A 17,652-nucleotide genomic window follows, 5' to 3' on the forward strand; every position below is an offset into this window, starting at 1 on the left:
TCTCGTCTTTCTTTTCATATAGTATATTAACCAATATCTCCAAGACGTAGTACGTCACGAGCGATCATAACTTCTTCGTCAGTTGGAATTACGATAATTTTTACTGGAGAGTGTGGGAAGCTGATGAATGCTTCTTCACCAAATACGTTATTACGTTTTACGTCGAAGTATACGCCCATGTACTCAAGGCCTTCTAATACGCGCTCACGAATAATTGCACTGTTTTCACCTACACCAGCTGTGAAGATGATTGCGTCTACACCTTTCATACGAGCAGTGTAAGAACCGATGTATTTGTGGATACGGCTTACGAATACATCAAGTGCTACTTTCGCACGGTGGTCGCCTTCTTCTTCTTTCGCAATGATGTCACGTAGGTCACTAGAGTAACCAGTAAGACCTAACATACCACTCTTCTTGTTTAATACGTTAACTACTTCTTCTACTGTTTGGCCTGTTTTTTCCATGATGTATGGAATTAACGCAGGGTCAAGGTTACCAGAACGTGTACCCATTGTTACACCAGCAAGTGGAGTGAAGCCCATAGAAGTATCGATAGATTTACCGCCTTCTACTGCTGCGATACTTGCACCGTTACCTAAATGACAAGAAAGTAAGCTTAAGCTTTCAAGTGGACGACCTAATAATTCAGCCGCACGCTCAGTTACGTATTTATGAGAAGTTCCGTGGAAACCGTATTTACGGATACCGAATTTTTCATAGTACTCATATGGTAGGCTGTATAAGAATGCAGATTCCGGCATTGTTTGGTGGAATGCTGTATCGAATACTGCTACTGCTGGTACGTTTGGTAATACTTCTTGGAATGCTTTAATACCAACAAGGTTTGCTGGGTTATGAAGTGGTGCTAAATCGCTTAACTCTTCGATATCAGCTAATACTTCATCAGTAATTAAAACAGAGTCAGCAAATTTTTCGCCGCCGTGAACAACACGGTGACCGATACCGCCAATCTCATCTAGAGACTTAACGATTCCGTTTTCAGTTAATTTTTTAAGAAGCATATTTACTGCTACTGCATGATCTGGAATATTTGTAATTTCTTTTTGTTTTTCGCCATCTACAGTAATAGTGAAGATACTATCTTCTAAACCGATACGTTCTACTAAACCTTTTGTTAATACTGTTTCACTTGGCATTTCAAATAATTGGAATTTTAAGGAAGAGCTTCCTGCGTTAATCGCGATGATTTTTGACATCTAGTCTTTCGCCCCTTTTTCTCTTGGTAGTTGTGTGGATATGTCCACAAACCGCTCGATTTTATCTGATCAAATTCACTAAATATGAAAACGTTTCATCATTAGTGAATTTTATACTCACGATTTTAATTTAAACATCGTCCGACATATATTTCAAGTGAAAAAATTGTAACACCAAGAAAAAATATATATTACAGATTTCAAAAAAATTCAGTTTAATCTAGTATATATTTAAAAATATGACATATCATATAAAACTGTACTACATGAATTACTAACCCTGTTACATATAACTTGCCCTATTTATGGGTTGCAAACCAAGTATTTAATTGATCCATAATGTTCTCCATCGCCTTCATGTTGGAGAATTTAGGTAACTCCACTAATAACGCCTGTTTTGGCATTGTTACACTAGGACCTTTCTTTTGGAGAACAAATATACTTTTTGCATTTTTCTCGTTTTTAAACATGGAAACAGGTAGCTGTAATAGCCCTTGAATAAAACATGTTTCTTTAATAAATGCATGTAATTTTGGTGCTTGATCACTTTCAAAAATGAAGTTTGGTACTAGGAAGAATAAGTACCCGCCTTCTTTCGTATGTTTCACACTTTGTTCAATAAATAGGTGATGGGCATACGACATTCCTTCATCTGCTTTTAACTTATATTCACTTGCACCGATTTCATTTGGATAGTAACCAATCGGTAAGTCTGAAACGACTGCATCAACCGGATCGATATAAAGTGGCGCTAGTCCATCTTGATGGAAGAATTCGATTGCATGCTTTTGTAAATTTGCATTTACTAAAGCAAGTTTAATTAGCACTTCATCCACTTCTACACCAAATCCACTCATTGCTAGTCCTTCTTTGGCGCTATTAAATACTGTAGTCATTAAGTTACCTGTTCCAATTGCAGGATCTAAAACAGTAATTTCGTTTTGCCCTTGCATAAATTTATGGAATAAGTAGCTCATGAACATTCCAACTGCATCAGGCGTCATTTCGTGATTCGCTTGTACGCCTTCTTTCATTCCTTTTAAAATGGCTAACTGAAATGCTTTACGAATTTCTTCACCTTTATATGTTTCTTCATTAAACGTACTATATTCACGATTCAGCCTTTCAATTGCTGATTCGGATAATTCCTCTTGTAAAATTGCTCCTTCAAACAAGTTATCACCTGTTTCTACAAGCGCCTCTAAATATGTTACATCTAATTCTTTACGTAAAACTACCGCAGAAGAATCAAAAATAGAAAATAATGTTTCTACTGTCTGACTCACGTACATTCCTCCTTCTCTCTTTTACACATAACTTATATCATACCACAAAGTGTTTTTTTCCAAAAAGAAAAAGCGACCTCCTGCAAAGAGCTCCCCTTTAAGTTATATATGATATAACGTTTTTTCTCATATATTGGTACCATTACGCAGCAATACATGAGAAAAAACGACCTCTTTATAAGAGGTCATTTCTTTCACATTATTTTGCCGCTTTAGCTGCTTCTAATGCTGCTTCATAGTTTGGATGGCTTGTACCTTCGCTTACATATTCTGCGTAAACTACTTTGTCGTTGCTATCTACTACGAATACTGCACGAGCAAGTAAACGAAGCTCTTTCATTACTAAGCCGTAAGCTTCACCGAATGAAAGGTCACGGTGGTCAGAAAGTGTTACAACATTTTCTAAACCGTTTGCTGCACACCAGCGTTTTTGAGCGAATGGTAAGTCAGCGCTAATTGTTAATACTTTCGCGTTTTCAATACCTGCTGCATCTTGGTTAAAACGACGTGTTTGTGCATCACACACACCTGTATCGATTGAAGGTACAACACTAATTAATTTTACTTCGCCTTTGTATGTTTCTAAACTTACTGGAGATAAGTCATTTGCTAATACTTGGAATTTTGGCGCTTGATCGCCAACTTTAACTTCTGTTCCAACTAAAGTCATTGGGTTACCTTTAAAAGTTACGTTTGCCACTTGAAAATCCTCCCTTATTTAAACAAAATATGTACAATGTAAATGATAGTTTGTCCCTATCGATAATGCAAATAAAATCGCTTTATTTACAAAAAAATTAAAGAAGCTAATCCATTGATTAGCTTCTTTATTTGTTAAATTTGGAATTCAGGATCGTCTTCTTTTCGTTTATCCATCATTTCCTTCACTTTATCAACAGCTTGTGGCGCTAATTCAATTATTTTATCAATGACGTGTGTTTGCTTATCTAAATGCAACACTTTTACACCTTCTCCATTTATTACAAGAAAAGCAACAGGATTAATAGAAACTCCTCCACCACTTCCCCCGCCAAATGGATGACGGCCTGCATGTTCTTTACCAAATTCACTTCCACCAGCGGCAAACCCGAAACTAACTTTCGAAACAGTAAGAATTACACTTCCATCTGCCGCTTTAATTGGGTCACCAACAATTGTATTTACATCAGTCATTTGTTTTAAATGCTGCATTGCGGTTGTCATTAAACCTTGAATTGGATGGTCCACTTTATATCCCCCCTATGCTTGAACTGATTTTTCATTCGTACCAGATCTTTGTCTTCTCATAAACGTGAGTAATTTGATACCCGTTTTTATAGCACGAAATATACGAAAAGATGCTGTTAACTCACATCTTGATGCAAATCCTTTCCCTTGAAAAACAGGGGTGATTTCAAATTCTGGTACGTCGACAATATGCATATATTGTCCCACAACTCCAGCAGCCATTCCTTTTGTCCCCCATGCATATCCAGTGACAATTCCAGTACTAGCTGCGTCGCCTGCTCCAATTTGCGTATGCCATTTCCAACCATTGATTTTCACTCGTTTGAGAAAATCTTTAACGATAGTATGAACTTCTTGAAGCTTTTTTATCAGTTCACCAATGCTATCAAGTTGTGCCATAATTTTATTGTCTAGTCCGCCGTCCTCTTCAGCTTTTTCAATTTTTTGTCCTGTTTTCTTCTGCTGTTTTTCAATTCTTTCCAATACATCAAACGTATATCGAATCATCCATATTTTCACTTGAAACAAACATTGCTTTTCCATTTCTGAATATAAAAATGTCACTTTAAGCTTTATTTTCGACAATAGTATAAGCAAAATAACAAGGAGAAGAATTATTATTCCAATTACAAGCCACTTCATACGTATCATCCTTTCACTCCGTACCCATTATCGACAAGTTTATTCATCGTTAAACAGCGTTTCATAAGATTGAAAATAAAAATTTTTCTAAAAATAAAAAGGTATTTTGACATTTTATATCGAAATATATTATTTGAACATATCTTCAAAATTGTATTTGGGTGATATGTAGCATAAAGAACAGAAAATTTAACTGCAGTGGAGGGATACATAATGGCAGATCGTCGCAATTTATTTTTCTTTTATGGTGATGACAAAGCAACGCTCGTTGAAAAAATGAAACCAATCTATCGTATTTTAGAAGAGAATGGATTTACCATATTAGATCATCCAAAAAATGCAAACGCTATCGTCAGTGTTGGAGATGATGCAACTTTCTTACAAGCCGTTCGTAAAACTGGTTTTAGAGAAGATTGCTTATACGCAGGGATTTCTACGAAAGATGAGATTTCTTTCTACTGCGATTTCCATATTGATCACGTTGATACAGCCCTTCAAGAAATTACAAAAAATGAAATTGAAGTGCGTAAATATCCAACAATTCAGGTAGATGTAGATCACAGTACATCTTTCTATTGTTTAAATGAGTTCTCATTACGTTCTAGTATCATTAAAACATTCGTTGTAGATGTTCACGTTGATGATCTATATTTCGAAACATTTAGAGGGGACGGTTTAGTTGTTTCTACCCCAACAGGAAGTACAGCTTACAATAAATCATTACATGGCGCGGTTGTTGACCCACTTATTCCGTGCTTCCAAGTAAGCGAACTAGCATCATTAAATAACAACACATACCGTACGCTCGGTTCACCATTCATTTTAAATCACGAACGTACATTAACTTTAAAACTAAAACCAGACGGGAACGATTATCCTGTTATCGGTCTGGATAATGAAGCGCTTAGCATTAAGCAAGTAGAAAAAGCTGTTGTACGCTTAAGCGATAAACAAATTAAAACAGTTAAATTGAAAAACAATTCCTTCTGGGAAAAAGTGCAGAGAACGTTTTTATAGTAATCAAATAACCCTCGAATTATGGGATTTCCATAATTCGAGGGTTATTTATTTATCACATGCAACTTAACGCTGTTTCACAAAATATTTTGGAACAGGACAACAGTATATGAAATTATATCAACGATTTTTCAAATATATCTATCGTAACTCAAAATATATCAACGATTTTTCGAATATATCAATTTACCGACAAAAATTAACAATATCATCAACCTATCTAAAAAGAGGAAGCAACACCAAAATGTATTTTCAGGCCGTTTCCTCAAACTTTTAGACATCTTTTCTATAAACAATCTCCCCATCAATTATAGTCATTTCTGCTTGTAATTCTTTTATTTCTTCTGCTTCTATTTCAAAAATATTGCGGGCTAATATCGTAAAGTCCGCTTCATATCCTTTTGTAATTTGTCCTCTCTTCGCTTCTTTTCCAATTGCATAGGCACTTCCTGTCGTAAATAAAGAGACAGCCTCATATACCGTTAATCTTTCCTCTGGCATATAGCATAAACCGTCAATAAAACTTCTACGTGTAACAGCGCTATATATGCCTAAAAACGGATTCACTTGTTCAATTGGTGCGTCAGACCCACCGTTGCAGTGTAATCCCGCTTCTAGTAACGTCTTCCAAGCATATGCATATCGAAGACGATGCTCGCCTAGTTTTTCAATGACTGATGGGAAGTCCGATGACACAAAGACGGGCTGAATATCGATAATAGCCGGCAAGTGTTGCATTCTCTCAATCAACTCTTCACGAGCTAACTGACAATGAATAATACGATCGCGAAAACCTTCTGCTGGTGGATATAATTCAAGTGCATCAATGACATATTCAAGCGATAAATCACCTATTGTATGAATCGCAACTGGCATATGTAAATCCCGTGCTTTTTTCACTAACTCCGCAAGCTCTTCACGTGAGAAGATTGCAACTCCATTTGTTTCCTGCATATCTTCATACGGTTCACTTAATAAAGCTGTTCTTCCGCCAAAAGAGCCATCAGAAAAAATTTTCATCGCTCCAAATTCAATATAATGCTCATTTTCATATTCTTTTCGCTCATGTGCCACTTCATGGTGAACGAGCAAATGCGCTTTAAATGGCATTTCTTTTATAACATGAGAAAACGCATTATGCGTTTTTCTAAAACCACCATAATAATTTAAATCTTCCGTATGCCCACCAACGAGTCCATATTGCCAACAGTCTTTTATCGCTGTTTGCAGAACTCTTTGTAAGTAGGCTTCATCAATTTCAGGCTGAACATGTTTTATTAGTTCTTGTCCTTGTTCATATAAAAGCCCTGTTACATTATTCAATGCGTCCCGGCCGACTTTTCCTCCTTTCGGGTCTTGCGTCGTTTCTGTTATATTCGCTTCTTGCAATATGTATGAATTCACCCATGTAACGTGGCGACAAACCCGCTTTAATAAAATTGGATGTTCTGTAGAAATTTCATCTAAATCACGTACATGAACTTGTTTTGTATCTGTAAAGTTATTTTCATTCCAGCCTTCTCCAATAATCCAAGAGCCCTTTGGAGCTTCTTCCACTCGCTCCCGCACAAGAGTCAGCACTTCGCTATAAGATGTACAGTTTGATAAATCTAAACGGAGTAATCTCTCTCCATGACCAATAAGATGCATATGACTATCAACGAGACCTGGAATCATCGTTTTCCCTTTTAAGTCGCACAACTTCACGTCTGAATATTTGCTTTCTAGTTCTTCCTTACTCCCGGCATCAACGATCATGCCCTTTTCAACATACATAGCTTCTACTTTTTCATTCTCTTCTCGCATCGTGTAAATGGTGCCGCCATACCAAATTTCTCCCATATACTCATCCCCTTTTTCCTTAAGTCTACGAAATTAATCCGTATAAAAAAGCACCATTCCGATTAAAAATGGTGCTTTTCCAAAAATTAATTTTGTTCAGTAGGATTCGTTGTAATTTGCCATTCAATGCTAAATTTATCTTTTAGTTGTCCGTATGCTGGGCTCCAGAACGTTTCTTGAAGTGGCATAATAACTTCTCCACCCTCTTGTAACTTTTCGAATACTTCTTTCGCTTTTTCTGCATTACTAATTTGAATTGCAATTGTTACTTGAGATCCGATTGCATGCCCTTGACCTGGGAATGTATCAGAAATCATAAGGTCCGTATTACCAACTTTTAAAGTAGCATGTAAAACGCGCTCTTTTGCTTCAGCTGGAATCGGGTATTCTGGATTTTCAGGCATGTCACCAAAAGTTTGCATGACTTCTACTTTTGCGTCTAACGCCTCTTTATAAAACTGTACAGCCTCTTGCCCACTACCATCTAAAACTAAGTACGGATTAATACCTAAAATCATACGGACACCTCTTTTTTTAGTTTATAAAATCGAACTTGTGTTCGTTTTTATATTATCATTGTTTGGCATTTCATTCAACTATTTCCTTCACTGTTTTCAAAATTATTTTGACGGAATCTCCATCTCTTGTTTTCTAAGTTCAATACGGCGAATTTTTCCAGAAATCGTTTTTGGTAGTTCATCTACAAATTCAATTTTGCGAGGGTATTTATATGGTGCAGTGAGTTCTTTGACGTGTTGTTGGAGTACTGGAATTAATGTTTCTTCATTCTTGTCTATATTCTCTCTTAATACGATAAATGCCTTCACGACACTTCCGCGAATTTCATCAGGGCTTGCGACAACCGCACACTCTCTTACGTAAGGATGTTTTACGAGCGCATCTTCTACTTCAAACGGCCCAATTGTATAACCAGAGCTAATAATAATATCATCACCGCGCCCTTCAAACCAGAAATAGCCTTCTTCATCTTTCTTCGCTTTATCACCGGTAATATAATAATCACCGCGGAATTGCATCGCTGTGCGCTCATCGTCTTTATAATATTGTTTAAAGAGGGCTGGTGTTTCAATGTGAACTGCAATATCACCCACTTCTCCTACCTTTACTGGAATACCTTCCTCATCTACAATATTAACGTGGTTTCCTGGCGTTGGTTTTCCCATTGATCCTGGTCTAATATCCATTCCTTTCATTACACCGACAAGTAATGTGTTTTCCGTTTGCCCATAGCCGTCTCTTACTGTAATATTAAAGTGCTTTTGGAACGTTTCAATGACTTCTCTATTTAACGGCTCACCTGCGGATACAGCGCTATGTAACGCTTCTAAATTGTACTGGCTTAAATCTTCTACTTTTGCCATTAATCTATACTCAGTCGGCGTACAACAAAGCACATTCACCTTATTATCACCTAATAAGTTTAAATACGTTTTTGGTTCAAATTTACCGTGGTATACAAATCCTGTTGCACCTGAACCGAGAGTTGCTACAAATGGGCTCCAAATCCACTTTTGCCAACCTGGACTAGCTGTCGCCCACACAACATCATTCTCTTCAATTCCGAGCCAGTTTGGAGCGCTCGTACGTAAATGAGCATATGCCCATGCATGCGTATGAACAACACCTTTTGGATTTCCTGTCGTCCCTGACGTGTAAGATAAAAAGACCATATCTTCTTTATCTGTCTTCGCCATTTCTAACAGGTCACTTTCTGTTTCTAACGCTGTTTTTAAATTAATCCATCCATCTACTGACTGCTCGCTCAGAACGAATTTTTGAAGAGATTCCATCGCTTCTATATCATCAAACTGCCCAATGTACGGCTCATAACTTACGATTGCTTTTACGTCCCCGTGCCCAATGCGATATTCTATATCCTTTTTGCGCAACATTTCCGAACTCGGAATTACGACAAATCCTGCTTTAATCGCAGCGATATACGTCATGTACGCTTCAATTAAACGTGGCATCATAATGAGGAGCTTGTCCCCTTTTTGCAGACCACTCTTTATAAAAGCGTTTCCAATTTTATTCGCACCTTTCATTAACTCAGCGTATGTAACTTCTCGTCTATTCCCTTTATCATCTTGCCAAATTAAAGCAAGCTTCTCTTTATCACTTGTATATTTCTCTATTTCAGAAACTAAATTATAAGACGGCGGCGCCAACAATTCTTCTCTCTTCATACAATATCCTCCTCCATTTCTATGCCTCTCTTATATAATAAAGAATTTTCAGTTAATTTTGAACCCTCTTCTTTTGACAAATTTTTTATATCTATGTCGAAATGAATGTATAACGGTGCAAACAACAAAAAGAAAGAGCGGGAAAACCCGCTCTTTCTAAGCCATCTTATATGGGATTATTTTTGGTAACCGCCTAATTGTTGCTCAGCTAGTGAAACTAGACGTTTAGTGATTTCACCACCAACAGAACCGTTAGCGCGAGCTGTTGCATCAGCTCCAAGTTGAACACCAAACTCTTGAGCGATTTCGTATTTCATTTGGTCTAATGCTGATTCAGCACCAGGAACCGCTAATTTATTTGTGCTACGTGACATGTTATATCACCTCCTTGTGAGTATAGAGTGTGATAAATAACATGACTTCATACACGTTTTAGATATGGTAATTTATGGTTTTAGAAAAGTTCTTCGAATTTTTCTTCTTCCGCCACTACTTCAACTGTTTGTAATACCATTGTTTCTTTGTTCGCTACAGCTTCATCGATTAATGGTGTGAAATCGTATTTCGCTTCAAAACGATTCGCTTTTTCACGCTTTGGCTTCGTCGCTGGGCTTGCTGGTGTGAATACTGTACAGCAATCTTCGTACGGACGAATTGAAATATCATATGTGCCAATTTCTTCAGCGATTTTAATAATTTCTAATTTATCCATCGTAATAAGTGGACGAATAACCGGATAGTTTGTTACTTCGTTAATCGTATGCATGCTATCTAATGTTTGGCTTGCTACTTGTCCAAGACTTTCACCAGTCGTGATTGCAAGTGCATTACGCTCCTCTGCGATACGCTCTGTAATACGCATCATCATACGGCGCATAACTGTCATTGAATAACTAGATGGAATTTCTTTATTAATCGTTTTTTGCACTTCTGTAAATGGAACAAGGTGAAGCGTTACACGTTTACAGTACTTCGTTAACTCTTGTGCTAAATCGATTACTTTTTGTTTTGCACGCTCGCTTGTGAAAGGTGGGCTATGGAAATGAACTGCTTCCACAGACACGCCGCGTTTCATCGTTAAGTACGTTGCTACTGGGCTATCGATACCACCAGAAAGAAGTACCATTACTTTTCCGCCAACGCCAACTGGTAAACCACCAGCTCCCATATGCTCACCACACATAATATAGCTGTAACCACTGCGAATTTCTATACGTACATTCACATCTGGATTATGAACATCTACTGTGATATCCTCTGTATTCTCTAAAATGTGTCCACCGATTTCTGGAAGTAACTCCATCGTCTTCATTGGGAAGCGCTTATCAGAACGGTGCACTGTAATTTTAAATGTTTTCACATCATCTTTTACTTGTAAGAAAGCTGCTAATGCACCCTTTTTAATATCTTCTAATTCTGATGGTACTTTCATCGCTAAGTTAAACTTATGAATACCGAATACATCTTTCAATCTTTCAGAAATTGCTTCATGGTCTTCGCCATTTAATTGAATGTACATACGGTCATGCGTTGCATCGATTTTAATATTTGGGAACTTTTTCAGTTTGAACTTTACGTTATCTTTCAATGTGCTTACAAATTTAGAGCGGTTTTTACCTTTAGTCGTCATCTCTCCATAACGAACTAAAATATATTCATATGTCATCATATTCCTTTACCTCATCACTTCATATAATTTTGGCATCGTCTCTTTCACAATACCTTCAAATTGTTTTACTTCTTCCATCGTGTTTTCTGGTGCCAAACTAATGCGAATAGCACTTGCAGCAGCGGCATGGGGTACTCCCATTGCCACTAACACTCTGCTCACTTCATTTGCTTTTGAAGAACAAGCAGACTTCGTCGATACATATACACCGTGCTCTTCTAAAGCATGAACGACCACTTCCGGTTTTAAACCAACAAATGACACATTTAAAATGTGCGGTGCTGCATATGCAAGCGACGTATTAATCGTTACATCTTCCATCTCTTTCAAGAAACGGACAAGCTCTGTTTGTAAATTGTGCAAATGAGCTATCTTTTCTTTCACTTGTTCCATCGTCATGCGAAGTGCTTTCACCATCGCTACAATGCCAGGTAAGTTTTCTGTACCAGAGCGATACTTAAGCTCTTGTTGACCACCTGATAAAATTGGATCTAACCTTACGCCATCACGCACATAAAGTAGACCCGTTCCTTTTACACTGTGGAATTTATGTCCAGATATTGAGCAAAGATCAATATGAGAAGCATATAAATCAAGCGGTACTTTTCCTATCCCTTGCACATGGTCCACATGGAATCTTATTTTCGGATAGTTCGATAATAACGTTCCAATTTCAGCAACAGGCTGAATTGCTCCAGTCTCGTTGTTCACGTGAATAATTGACACAAGAATCGTATCTTCACGAAGTGCTCGTTTTACATCCTCTACCGATACAACACCATGCTCATTAACCGGTAAATATGTTACATCAAAACCGAGATCTTCTAATTGTTTATATGCTTCAAACACAGACGCGTGTTCAATATTTGTTGTAATGATATGTTTACCGCGCGAACGATTCCTCATCGCTATTCCTTTAATCGCAAGGTTATTCCCTTCCGTTCCACCTGATGTGAAAATAATCTCAGAAGGTTTAACGTGAAGAAGCTGCGCTGCAATCGTTCTTGATTGTGTTAATAGACGCTCTGCCTCTCCCCCAAGCGAATGAATAGAAGAAGGGTTTCCAAAATATTTTCCAGCAACCGTTACGTACGATTGAAGGGCTTCTGGATATGGCTTCGTCGTCGCACTATTATCAAAATAGATCATCGTTCTTCCCCTTTCAGCGCTATCACATCATATAATCATATCACAAATACGTGTAATTACGCTAAGACTACTCAAAGGTTCCATTTTATCCCGATTGTGAAGGCCGATAATTAGCTAGGATGACCCTACTGACTACAGTTTCACTATATTTTAAAACGAATAACCTTACTGTATTCCGCTATTCATTATAGCAACATCGTCCCCAAAATTACACAAAAAAACAAACCCTTATGAAAGGGTTTGTTCATTGTCTACATATTCAGCTATTTTTTGAACAACGCCAGGTTCAAGTTGCTCTAGTACAGAAGCCGCTTGTTCTAAAGCTGCATCGTATTGATATTCACGGAATAATTTCTCCGCATAATTTAAGCTCTCTGCAAGGTTCTCATCATGACTGCGGTAACGATTACCGTATTGAATTAATTTTTCAACTAAATACGCTTGTCCAATTAACTCTTCTGTCATTTCAGCTACACCATTAACAGTTGTGTACGCTTCTTCTAAACTGCTATTTACAGCGTTCATATTTAACGGTTTCACTTCTAACTGTTCATTTACAGCTTGCATTGCCATTTGTCCTCTTTGTAAATCTTCCATAATGCTTTCTGGAAGACCTGGCAAATTCGACTTTTGCATAAAACGTTTCGTTTCAAAAATGATATTTCGCATTTCTTGTAACTTCTCACGCGCTTCAAATTCCTCTTTACGCATCGTTTGCAGCATTTCTTTATACTGTGCATGAAGTACTTTTAACGTTTCACATTGCTCATAAACCTCTTCTAGTTCCTCACGAATAATAGAGAAGGCAATATCTTGTTCCGCAACGCGTAATTGTAGCATTTCAAAACGTTTCGTTAAAATGTGCATTTGCTTTTCAATTACTTTTTGAGACTCAATGTCCTTATCTTGTAACTGATAACTTTGTTTCACAAGTTGTGTTTCTGCTTTTGTTTCAAGCGTTTCAGTGCGGATTTCTTCTAAGTCTTCATAAACAGAAAGTGTTTTTTGCTCCACATAATGTCTCGCATGCACTTCTTGTTCCAGTTGATCATAGAAGCCATCTAAACGCGTTTTTAAGTCTTCTACTTTTTCAGCCGCTTCCGTTATATGAAGCTCCTGTATATTCATTAAACATGTGTGTAGTTGTGTCGTCATATCGCGAACTTCTTTAGGGATTTCCAAATACTCTAATACATAACCTTGTCTTACCATATCATTATGTCCGTGTAATAAATCTTCCAACTGAACTGGTAACGTCGCTTGACACTCTACCAGTAAATCTGGAATTTGGTGAATAATGATTTCTAAGTTTGCTAAACCTTCTTCTAAACTAATAACAATTTCTCTCGCTTTTAAGTAGTCGCCATTATCTGTTGCCTCTTCAAAGCTTTTAAACTTATTAGATTCAGCGTCTAGCATTTCTTCGATTTTCTGCTCTGCTGCTCCATACATATGCCTATGAGCAAGAACACTCTTCTTCATACTACGATATGTATCACGTAACCCTTCAATTTCCGAGCTATTTTTTTCATGGCTTTCTAACAATTGCTGTAATTCATTTAAAATGTCTGTAATACGATTATCAGCGTCATCTAAACCACTTATGGATTCATTCATCGCATGCTTTGCTTTTCGGAAGGAGAATTGCGAGGCGAATTTTCGCGCTTGCGCTAAATCTTTGTCTGCTTTCGGAAGGGTTGTTGATACAATCTCATCCCATTCTTCACGCCATTTACCAAACAGTTCTTCTGTTTGACCTGTCATATTTAAGTCTTTCACCCGTTTGAGTTCATCTGCCACAGGCTTATCTTTTATCTCTTGTTTCCACTGCTCCAGTGCTTCAATATCTTTATATGAACGATTTCTTATCACAAGCTCTATCATGAGCAGCACTAGAATAGAGCTTACTACAATGATAACGATCGTCAGGATAGAATCCATGCAAAAAAGCCTCCTAGTTATATCTCTTTTTTTGTCCGTTCCGTTTATGAAATGGAAGGCATTATGTATAAAAAGGGAATCCCCCTATATTTAACAACTAACAATGTACTAATCATACCATGTAATGGCGTGTTTTTGACCTAGTTTTTTTAAAATTTCATGTTTCTTTCAATGCAATTGTAATCTTTCTCAATATTCGGTTTGGATTACCTCTCATCGTCAAATGATTGTAATAATAGGTACTCTTCCATATGAGATGCGAAATAAATTTTGCGCACAAGTGGTGGCTCAATAGAAATCGCATGCACATTTCCTTGCTTTACCGCTTGCTCTACTGACATTTCTGGAAGTAACGTAATACCAAGTCCAGCTCCGACCATTGCAAGCATCGGTTCTGCATAAGAAGTTTCAAATGCAATGATTGGTTTCGCACCTATCCCTTGAAACATATTCGTAATCATTTTCCTTACATCACAAATTTCTGGATATACGATTAACTTTTCATTTTGCAAATCTTCCATTCGAATTACTGTTTTCTCTTTATAAAGATGATCATTTGAAACGACACAAACAACTTTTTCTTCTCGCACTTCTTTTACACACGTAACGTCTTCTACTACTGAATCGACGAACATCGCTTCAATCTTCCGCTCTTTAAAGAGTCCCATTAGTACTTTCGTATGCTCAATTTTCCATTCTACTTCGAATCCGTCACCTAATACATCCTTACATTTTGATATATAATGCGCTGCTAAACTTGGCAATATGCCAATAGAAATTTTCTGCTTCTCTTGAAAATTCTTCATTTCGGCTTTCACTTCATATATGTGTTCCAAAATCGGTAACATTCTTGTTATAAATAACTCTCCAGCCTCTGTTAACTCCACTCCTTGCGCGGAACGCTTCAGTAAAGTAACCTCTAAATCCGCTTCTAACCTTTGAATTTGTTTACTAAGCGCCGGTTGAGAAATATGTAAAAGTTTACTCGCCTTTGATAAACTTCGCGTATTCTTTACTTCAATAAACGATCGTACTGCTTCTAAATCCATCGTACACACCTCTAACAAAAAGTTATAACTGTCATAAAAAATCGATATTTCCTTCTATAAACAATTACTCTTTATACTTATTTCATCAACTTACTATAACGAAATGTAAAGGGGAAAGATACTCTTGGACAAAAAACAAATGCTACTCGGATCCCTCCTATGCTTACTTGCCGTAACTGCTTGGGGATTTATGTTTCCTGTCATGGCAAATGCCCTGCAGTTTATCGATCCGTTCGTCTTCACAACAATCCGGTACGGATCAGCAGCTATTATTTTTCTTATTTTGCTATTCATTACTGAGGGAAAAACTTCACTCCGCTTAGAAAAAAGAACACTTTCGTTATTCTTTTACGGAACAGTCGGTTTCGCTGGATATGGTTTTCTCATTTTTTACGGCCAACAACTTGCCGGACCTGCTGGAGCCATCCATGCCGCAATGATTCAGTCTCTTATGCCGCTCATCGCTTTATTATTGCAGTGGATAACAAAAAATAAACGCCCACAAAACTACACATTCCTTTGTATGTTCGTTGCCTTGCTCGGTGTGATGCTTGTCATTTCAAAAGGAAATATTCACTTATTATTTGGAGCTGCCAGTCATCTCTCAACAAATATACTTATGCTATGCGGCGTTACTTGCTGGGTCATTTATACGAACGGCGGTGCACGTTTTCAATCTTGGTCACCACTCAGGTATACGACATTAACTTGTTTATTCGGCTCAATTTCACTCATCGTTATTGTCACTTTTTTCACTTACACAAACATCGTTACTGTACCGTCACTACGTACAATTATGAGCGTTCGTTTTGAACTCTTGTATATGTCGATTATTGCAGGTGTTATCGCTGTATTTTGCTGGAACACAGGAAATCGCTATATTTCATCTATTAACGGCATATTATTTATGAATTTAGTTCCTATACTTGCACTTATCGGTTCCATCTTTCGAGGCTATACAGTCGACAAAATTGAAATTGCCGGAGCCTCATTAACAATTATCGCGCTATTATGCAACAATGTATGGCAAAGGAAAGAAAGCACAAAAATCCCCACCTCAGTTCGTTAGGTGGGGATTTTTCACATATGAACAGCTCTTGGCAATTCATAGTACATATTCGTTATACATAATATTTGCTCCATCCATTGTTCAATTTCTTTCGTGTACATTTCTATGAAAAATGTCTCAGACGGAAAAGAATGCAGCACTTCTGATATATATTGTGGATATAAAAACGGCATATTCATCATGCCTTTTAATTGCGCCATAAACATTGTAAAAGATACCTTTTTAAACTCTTGCTTCATTTGTCCCTGTCTAATCATTTGCTCTATATAATATCTTTCTTTAGAAAAGTAAATGGTCATCACTTCGCGAATTAATGTCGTATCAAGTGAAAGCTCTCGGTAGAAGAAACGTGTCAGTTCCCTATTTTCAAATTGATATCGTAAAATCCCGCGCACCATTTGCACCATCACATCTTTAGCCGACAAATATTCTCTCTGTTCGAACGACATTTCAATCACATGAATATATCCTTCTAAAAAGTCAGTAATAAGCTGTTCTAATAAACCTTGCTTTCCAGCAAAATAATATGAAATATTCGCTACATTCACATCCGCTCGCTTTGCAATTTCTCGCACCGACGTTCCATCATAACCTTTCGTGTTAAACAACGATATTGCCGCATCAATTACTTTTTGTTTCGTCTGTTTCATGCGCTCACTTCCTCTCACTGAACAGCTATAGTTTAAATTTCTTGACTTTTAAGACAAATTCCTTTAATTTTCTATCGACAAAGTCATGTGAAATACATCGTATTTTGCTAATATTTTACACATCTCGATAAAAAGGGAGTTGTTTCCATGTTTACTAAAGAAAGTTATGCAGGTTCTCGTGAAGAGCAATACGAGACAGTAATTAAACAACTGGATGCATTATTAACTGGCGAACCGAACGTAGTCGCAAACTTATCAAATGCGTCCGCATTATTAAATCAATTTTTAGATCGTGTGAATTGGGTTGGCTTTTATGTAACAGACGGAAATCAGCTTGTTCTTGGACCTTTCCAAGGAATGCCTGCTTGCGTGCGCATTCCATTTGGACGAGGCGTTTGCGGCGTTGCAGCTGAAACAAAAACAACGCAGCTTGTAGCAGACGTTCACCAATTCCCAGGACATATCGCTTGCGACAGTGCTTCGAATTCAGAAATCGTCGTACCAATCGTGAAAGAAGGAACTGTCATCGGTGTACTTGATATTGATAGCCCTGAAAAAAATCGTTTTGACGAAATAGATCAGCGCTATTTAGAAAAGTTTGTGGAAACACTCCTAAAACATATTTAAAAAAGAAAAGAGTGAGTTATCGATTGCGTACATCACGTACGAAACCGATAGCTCACT

Annotated in this window: 17 protein-coding genes; 3 read left to right on the forward strand and 14 right to left on the reverse strand. The window is 37.3% G+C overall.

The window, feature by feature from the left end; genetic code table 11:
* Window positions 1–26 precede the first annotated feature (26 nt).
* From ackA to QCI41_RS13725, 5 genes are all read right to left on the reverse strand, one after another.
* Complete coding sequence (ackA, locus tag QCI41_RS13705) at window positions 27–1,220, reverse strand: acetate kinase (protein ID WP_000034572.1); 1,194 nt, start codon at window positions 1,218–1,220, stop codon at window positions 27–29.
* Between the two features lie 299 nt (window positions 1,221–1,519).
* A complete protein-coding gene (locus tag QCI41_RS13710) occupies window positions 1,520–2,506 on the reverse strand; it encodes a class I SAM-dependent methyltransferase (RefSeq protein ID WP_000084362.1) in 987 nt (328 codons plus the stop codon).
* A 199-nt stretch (window positions 2,507–2,705) separates the two neighbouring features.
* Entirely contained in the window at window positions 2,706–3,206 is a 501-nt protein-coding gene (tpx, locus tag QCI41_RS13715; RefSeq protein WP_000024522.1) for a thiol peroxidase, read from the reverse strand.
* A 134-nt stretch (window positions 3,207–3,340) separates the two neighbouring features.
* Window positions 3,341–3,733 carry a GerW family sporulation protein gene (ytfJ, locus tag QCI41_RS13720; protein WP_060486561.1) on the reverse strand — a complete coding sequence of 131 codons (393 nt, stop codon included), beginning with the start codon at window positions 3,731–3,733 and terminating at the stop codon, window positions 3,341–3,343.
* Window positions 3,734–3,745: 12 nt separating this feature from the next.
* Window positions 3,746–4,384, reverse strand: coding sequence for a DUF2953 domain-containing protein (locus QCI41_RS13725; RefSeq protein WP_060486562.1), 639 nt, complete (start codon window positions 4,382–4,384; stop codon window positions 3,746–3,748).
* A gap of 204 nt (window positions 4,385–4,588) precedes the next feature.
* Here QCI41_RS13725 and QCI41_RS13730 point away from each other — a divergent pair, with 204 nt between their 5' ends.
* Window positions 4,589–5,392 (forward strand): NAD kinase, encoded by an 804-nt coding sequence (locus QCI41_RS13730; RefSeq protein WP_000785181.1) that lies wholly within the window; start codon window positions 4,589–4,591, stop codon window positions 5,390–5,392.
* Between the two features lie 273 nt (window positions 5,393–5,665).
* Here QCI41_RS13730 and QCI41_RS13735 read toward each other — a convergent pair whose 3' ends face one another.
* The 8 genes from QCI41_RS13735 to QCI41_RS13770 all read right to left on the reverse strand — a co-directional run bounded on the left by QCI41_RS13735 (window position 5,666) and on the right by QCI41_RS13770 (window position 15,249).
* Entirely contained in the window at window positions 5,666–7,234 is a 1,569-nt protein-coding gene (locus QCI41_RS13735) for an amidohydrolase (RefSeq protein WP_353837297.1), read from the reverse strand.
* Between the two features lie 86 nt (window positions 7,235–7,320).
* Complete coding sequence (locus tag QCI41_RS13740) at window positions 7,321–7,752, reverse strand: VOC family protein (protein WP_000600353.1); 432 nt, start codon at window positions 7,750–7,752, stop codon at window positions 7,321–7,323.
* Window positions 7,753–7,854: 102 nt separating this feature from the next.
* Entirely contained in the window at window positions 7,855–9,441 is a 1,587-nt protein-coding gene (gene mbcS, locus QCI41_RS13745) for an acyl-CoA synthetase MbcS (protein ID WP_353837296.1), read from the reverse strand.
* Between the two features lie 176 nt (window positions 9,442–9,617).
* Window positions 9,618–9,815: an alpha/beta-type small acid-soluble spore protein gene (locus QCI41_RS13750; protein ID WP_000091640.1), complete on the reverse strand. Its 198-nt coding sequence runs from the start codon at window positions 9,813–9,815 to the stop codon at window positions 9,618–9,620.
* An 80-nt stretch (window positions 9,816–9,895) separates the two neighbouring features.
* Window positions 9,896–11,110, reverse strand: a complete 1,215-nt coding sequence (gene thiI, locus QCI41_RS13755; RefSeq protein ID WP_000989273.1) for a tRNA uracil 4-sulfurtransferase ThiI — start codon at window positions 11,108–11,110, stop codon at window positions 9,896–9,898.
* A gap of 6 nt (window positions 11,111–11,116) precedes the next feature.
* Complete coding sequence (locus tag QCI41_RS13760) at window positions 11,117–12,259, reverse strand: cysteine desulfurase family protein (RefSeq protein ID WP_000638957.1); 1,143 nt, start codon at window positions 12,257–12,259, stop codon at window positions 11,117–11,119.
* A gap of 228 nt (window positions 12,260–12,487) precedes the next feature.
* Window positions 12,488–14,200, reverse strand: coding sequence for a septation ring formation regulator EzrA (ezrA, locus tag QCI41_RS13765; protein ID WP_353837295.1), 1,713 nt, complete (start codon window positions 14,198–14,200; stop codon window positions 12,488–12,490).
* A gap of 206 nt (window positions 14,201–14,406) precedes the next feature.
* Window positions 14,407–15,249, reverse strand: coding sequence for a LysR family transcriptional regulator (locus tag QCI41_RS13770; RefSeq protein WP_353837294.1), 843 nt, complete (start codon window positions 15,247–15,249; stop codon window positions 14,407–14,409).
* Window positions 15,250–15,373: 124 nt separating this feature from the next.
* Between QCI41_RS13770 and QCI41_RS13775 the strand changes: the two genes are divergently transcribed.
* The gene (locus QCI41_RS13775) at window positions 15,374–16,318 is read left to right on the forward strand and encodes a DMT family transporter (RefSeq protein ID WP_353837293.1); all 945 of its coding nucleotides are present in this window, start codon (window positions 15,374–15,376) and stop codon (window positions 16,316–16,318) included.
* 11 nt (window positions 16,319–16,329) lie between these two features.
* On the opposite strand, the gene refZ is transcribed toward QCI41_RS13775, so the two are convergent.
* Complete coding sequence (gene refZ, locus QCI41_RS13780) at window positions 16,330–16,968, reverse strand: forespore capture DNA-binding protein RefZ (RefSeq protein WP_353837292.1); 639 nt, start codon at window positions 16,966–16,968, stop codon at window positions 16,330–16,332.
* A 147-nt stretch (window positions 16,969–17,115) separates the two neighbouring features.
* On the opposite strand from refZ, the gene QCI41_RS13785 reads away from it, so the two are divergent.
* Window positions 17,116–17,595, forward strand: a complete 480-nt coding sequence (locus QCI41_RS13785; protein ID WP_046958724.1) for a GAF domain-containing protein — start codon at window positions 17,116–17,118, stop codon at window positions 17,593–17,595.
* The last annotated feature ends 57 nt before the right edge of the window (window positions 17,596–17,652 follow it).

Source organism: Bacillus cereus group sp. MG4, assembly GCF_040460055.1.
In the GTDB taxonomy this organism is placed as follows: Bacteria; Bacillota; Bacilli; order Bacillales; family Bacillaceae_G; genus Bacillus_A; species Bacillus_A wiedmannii.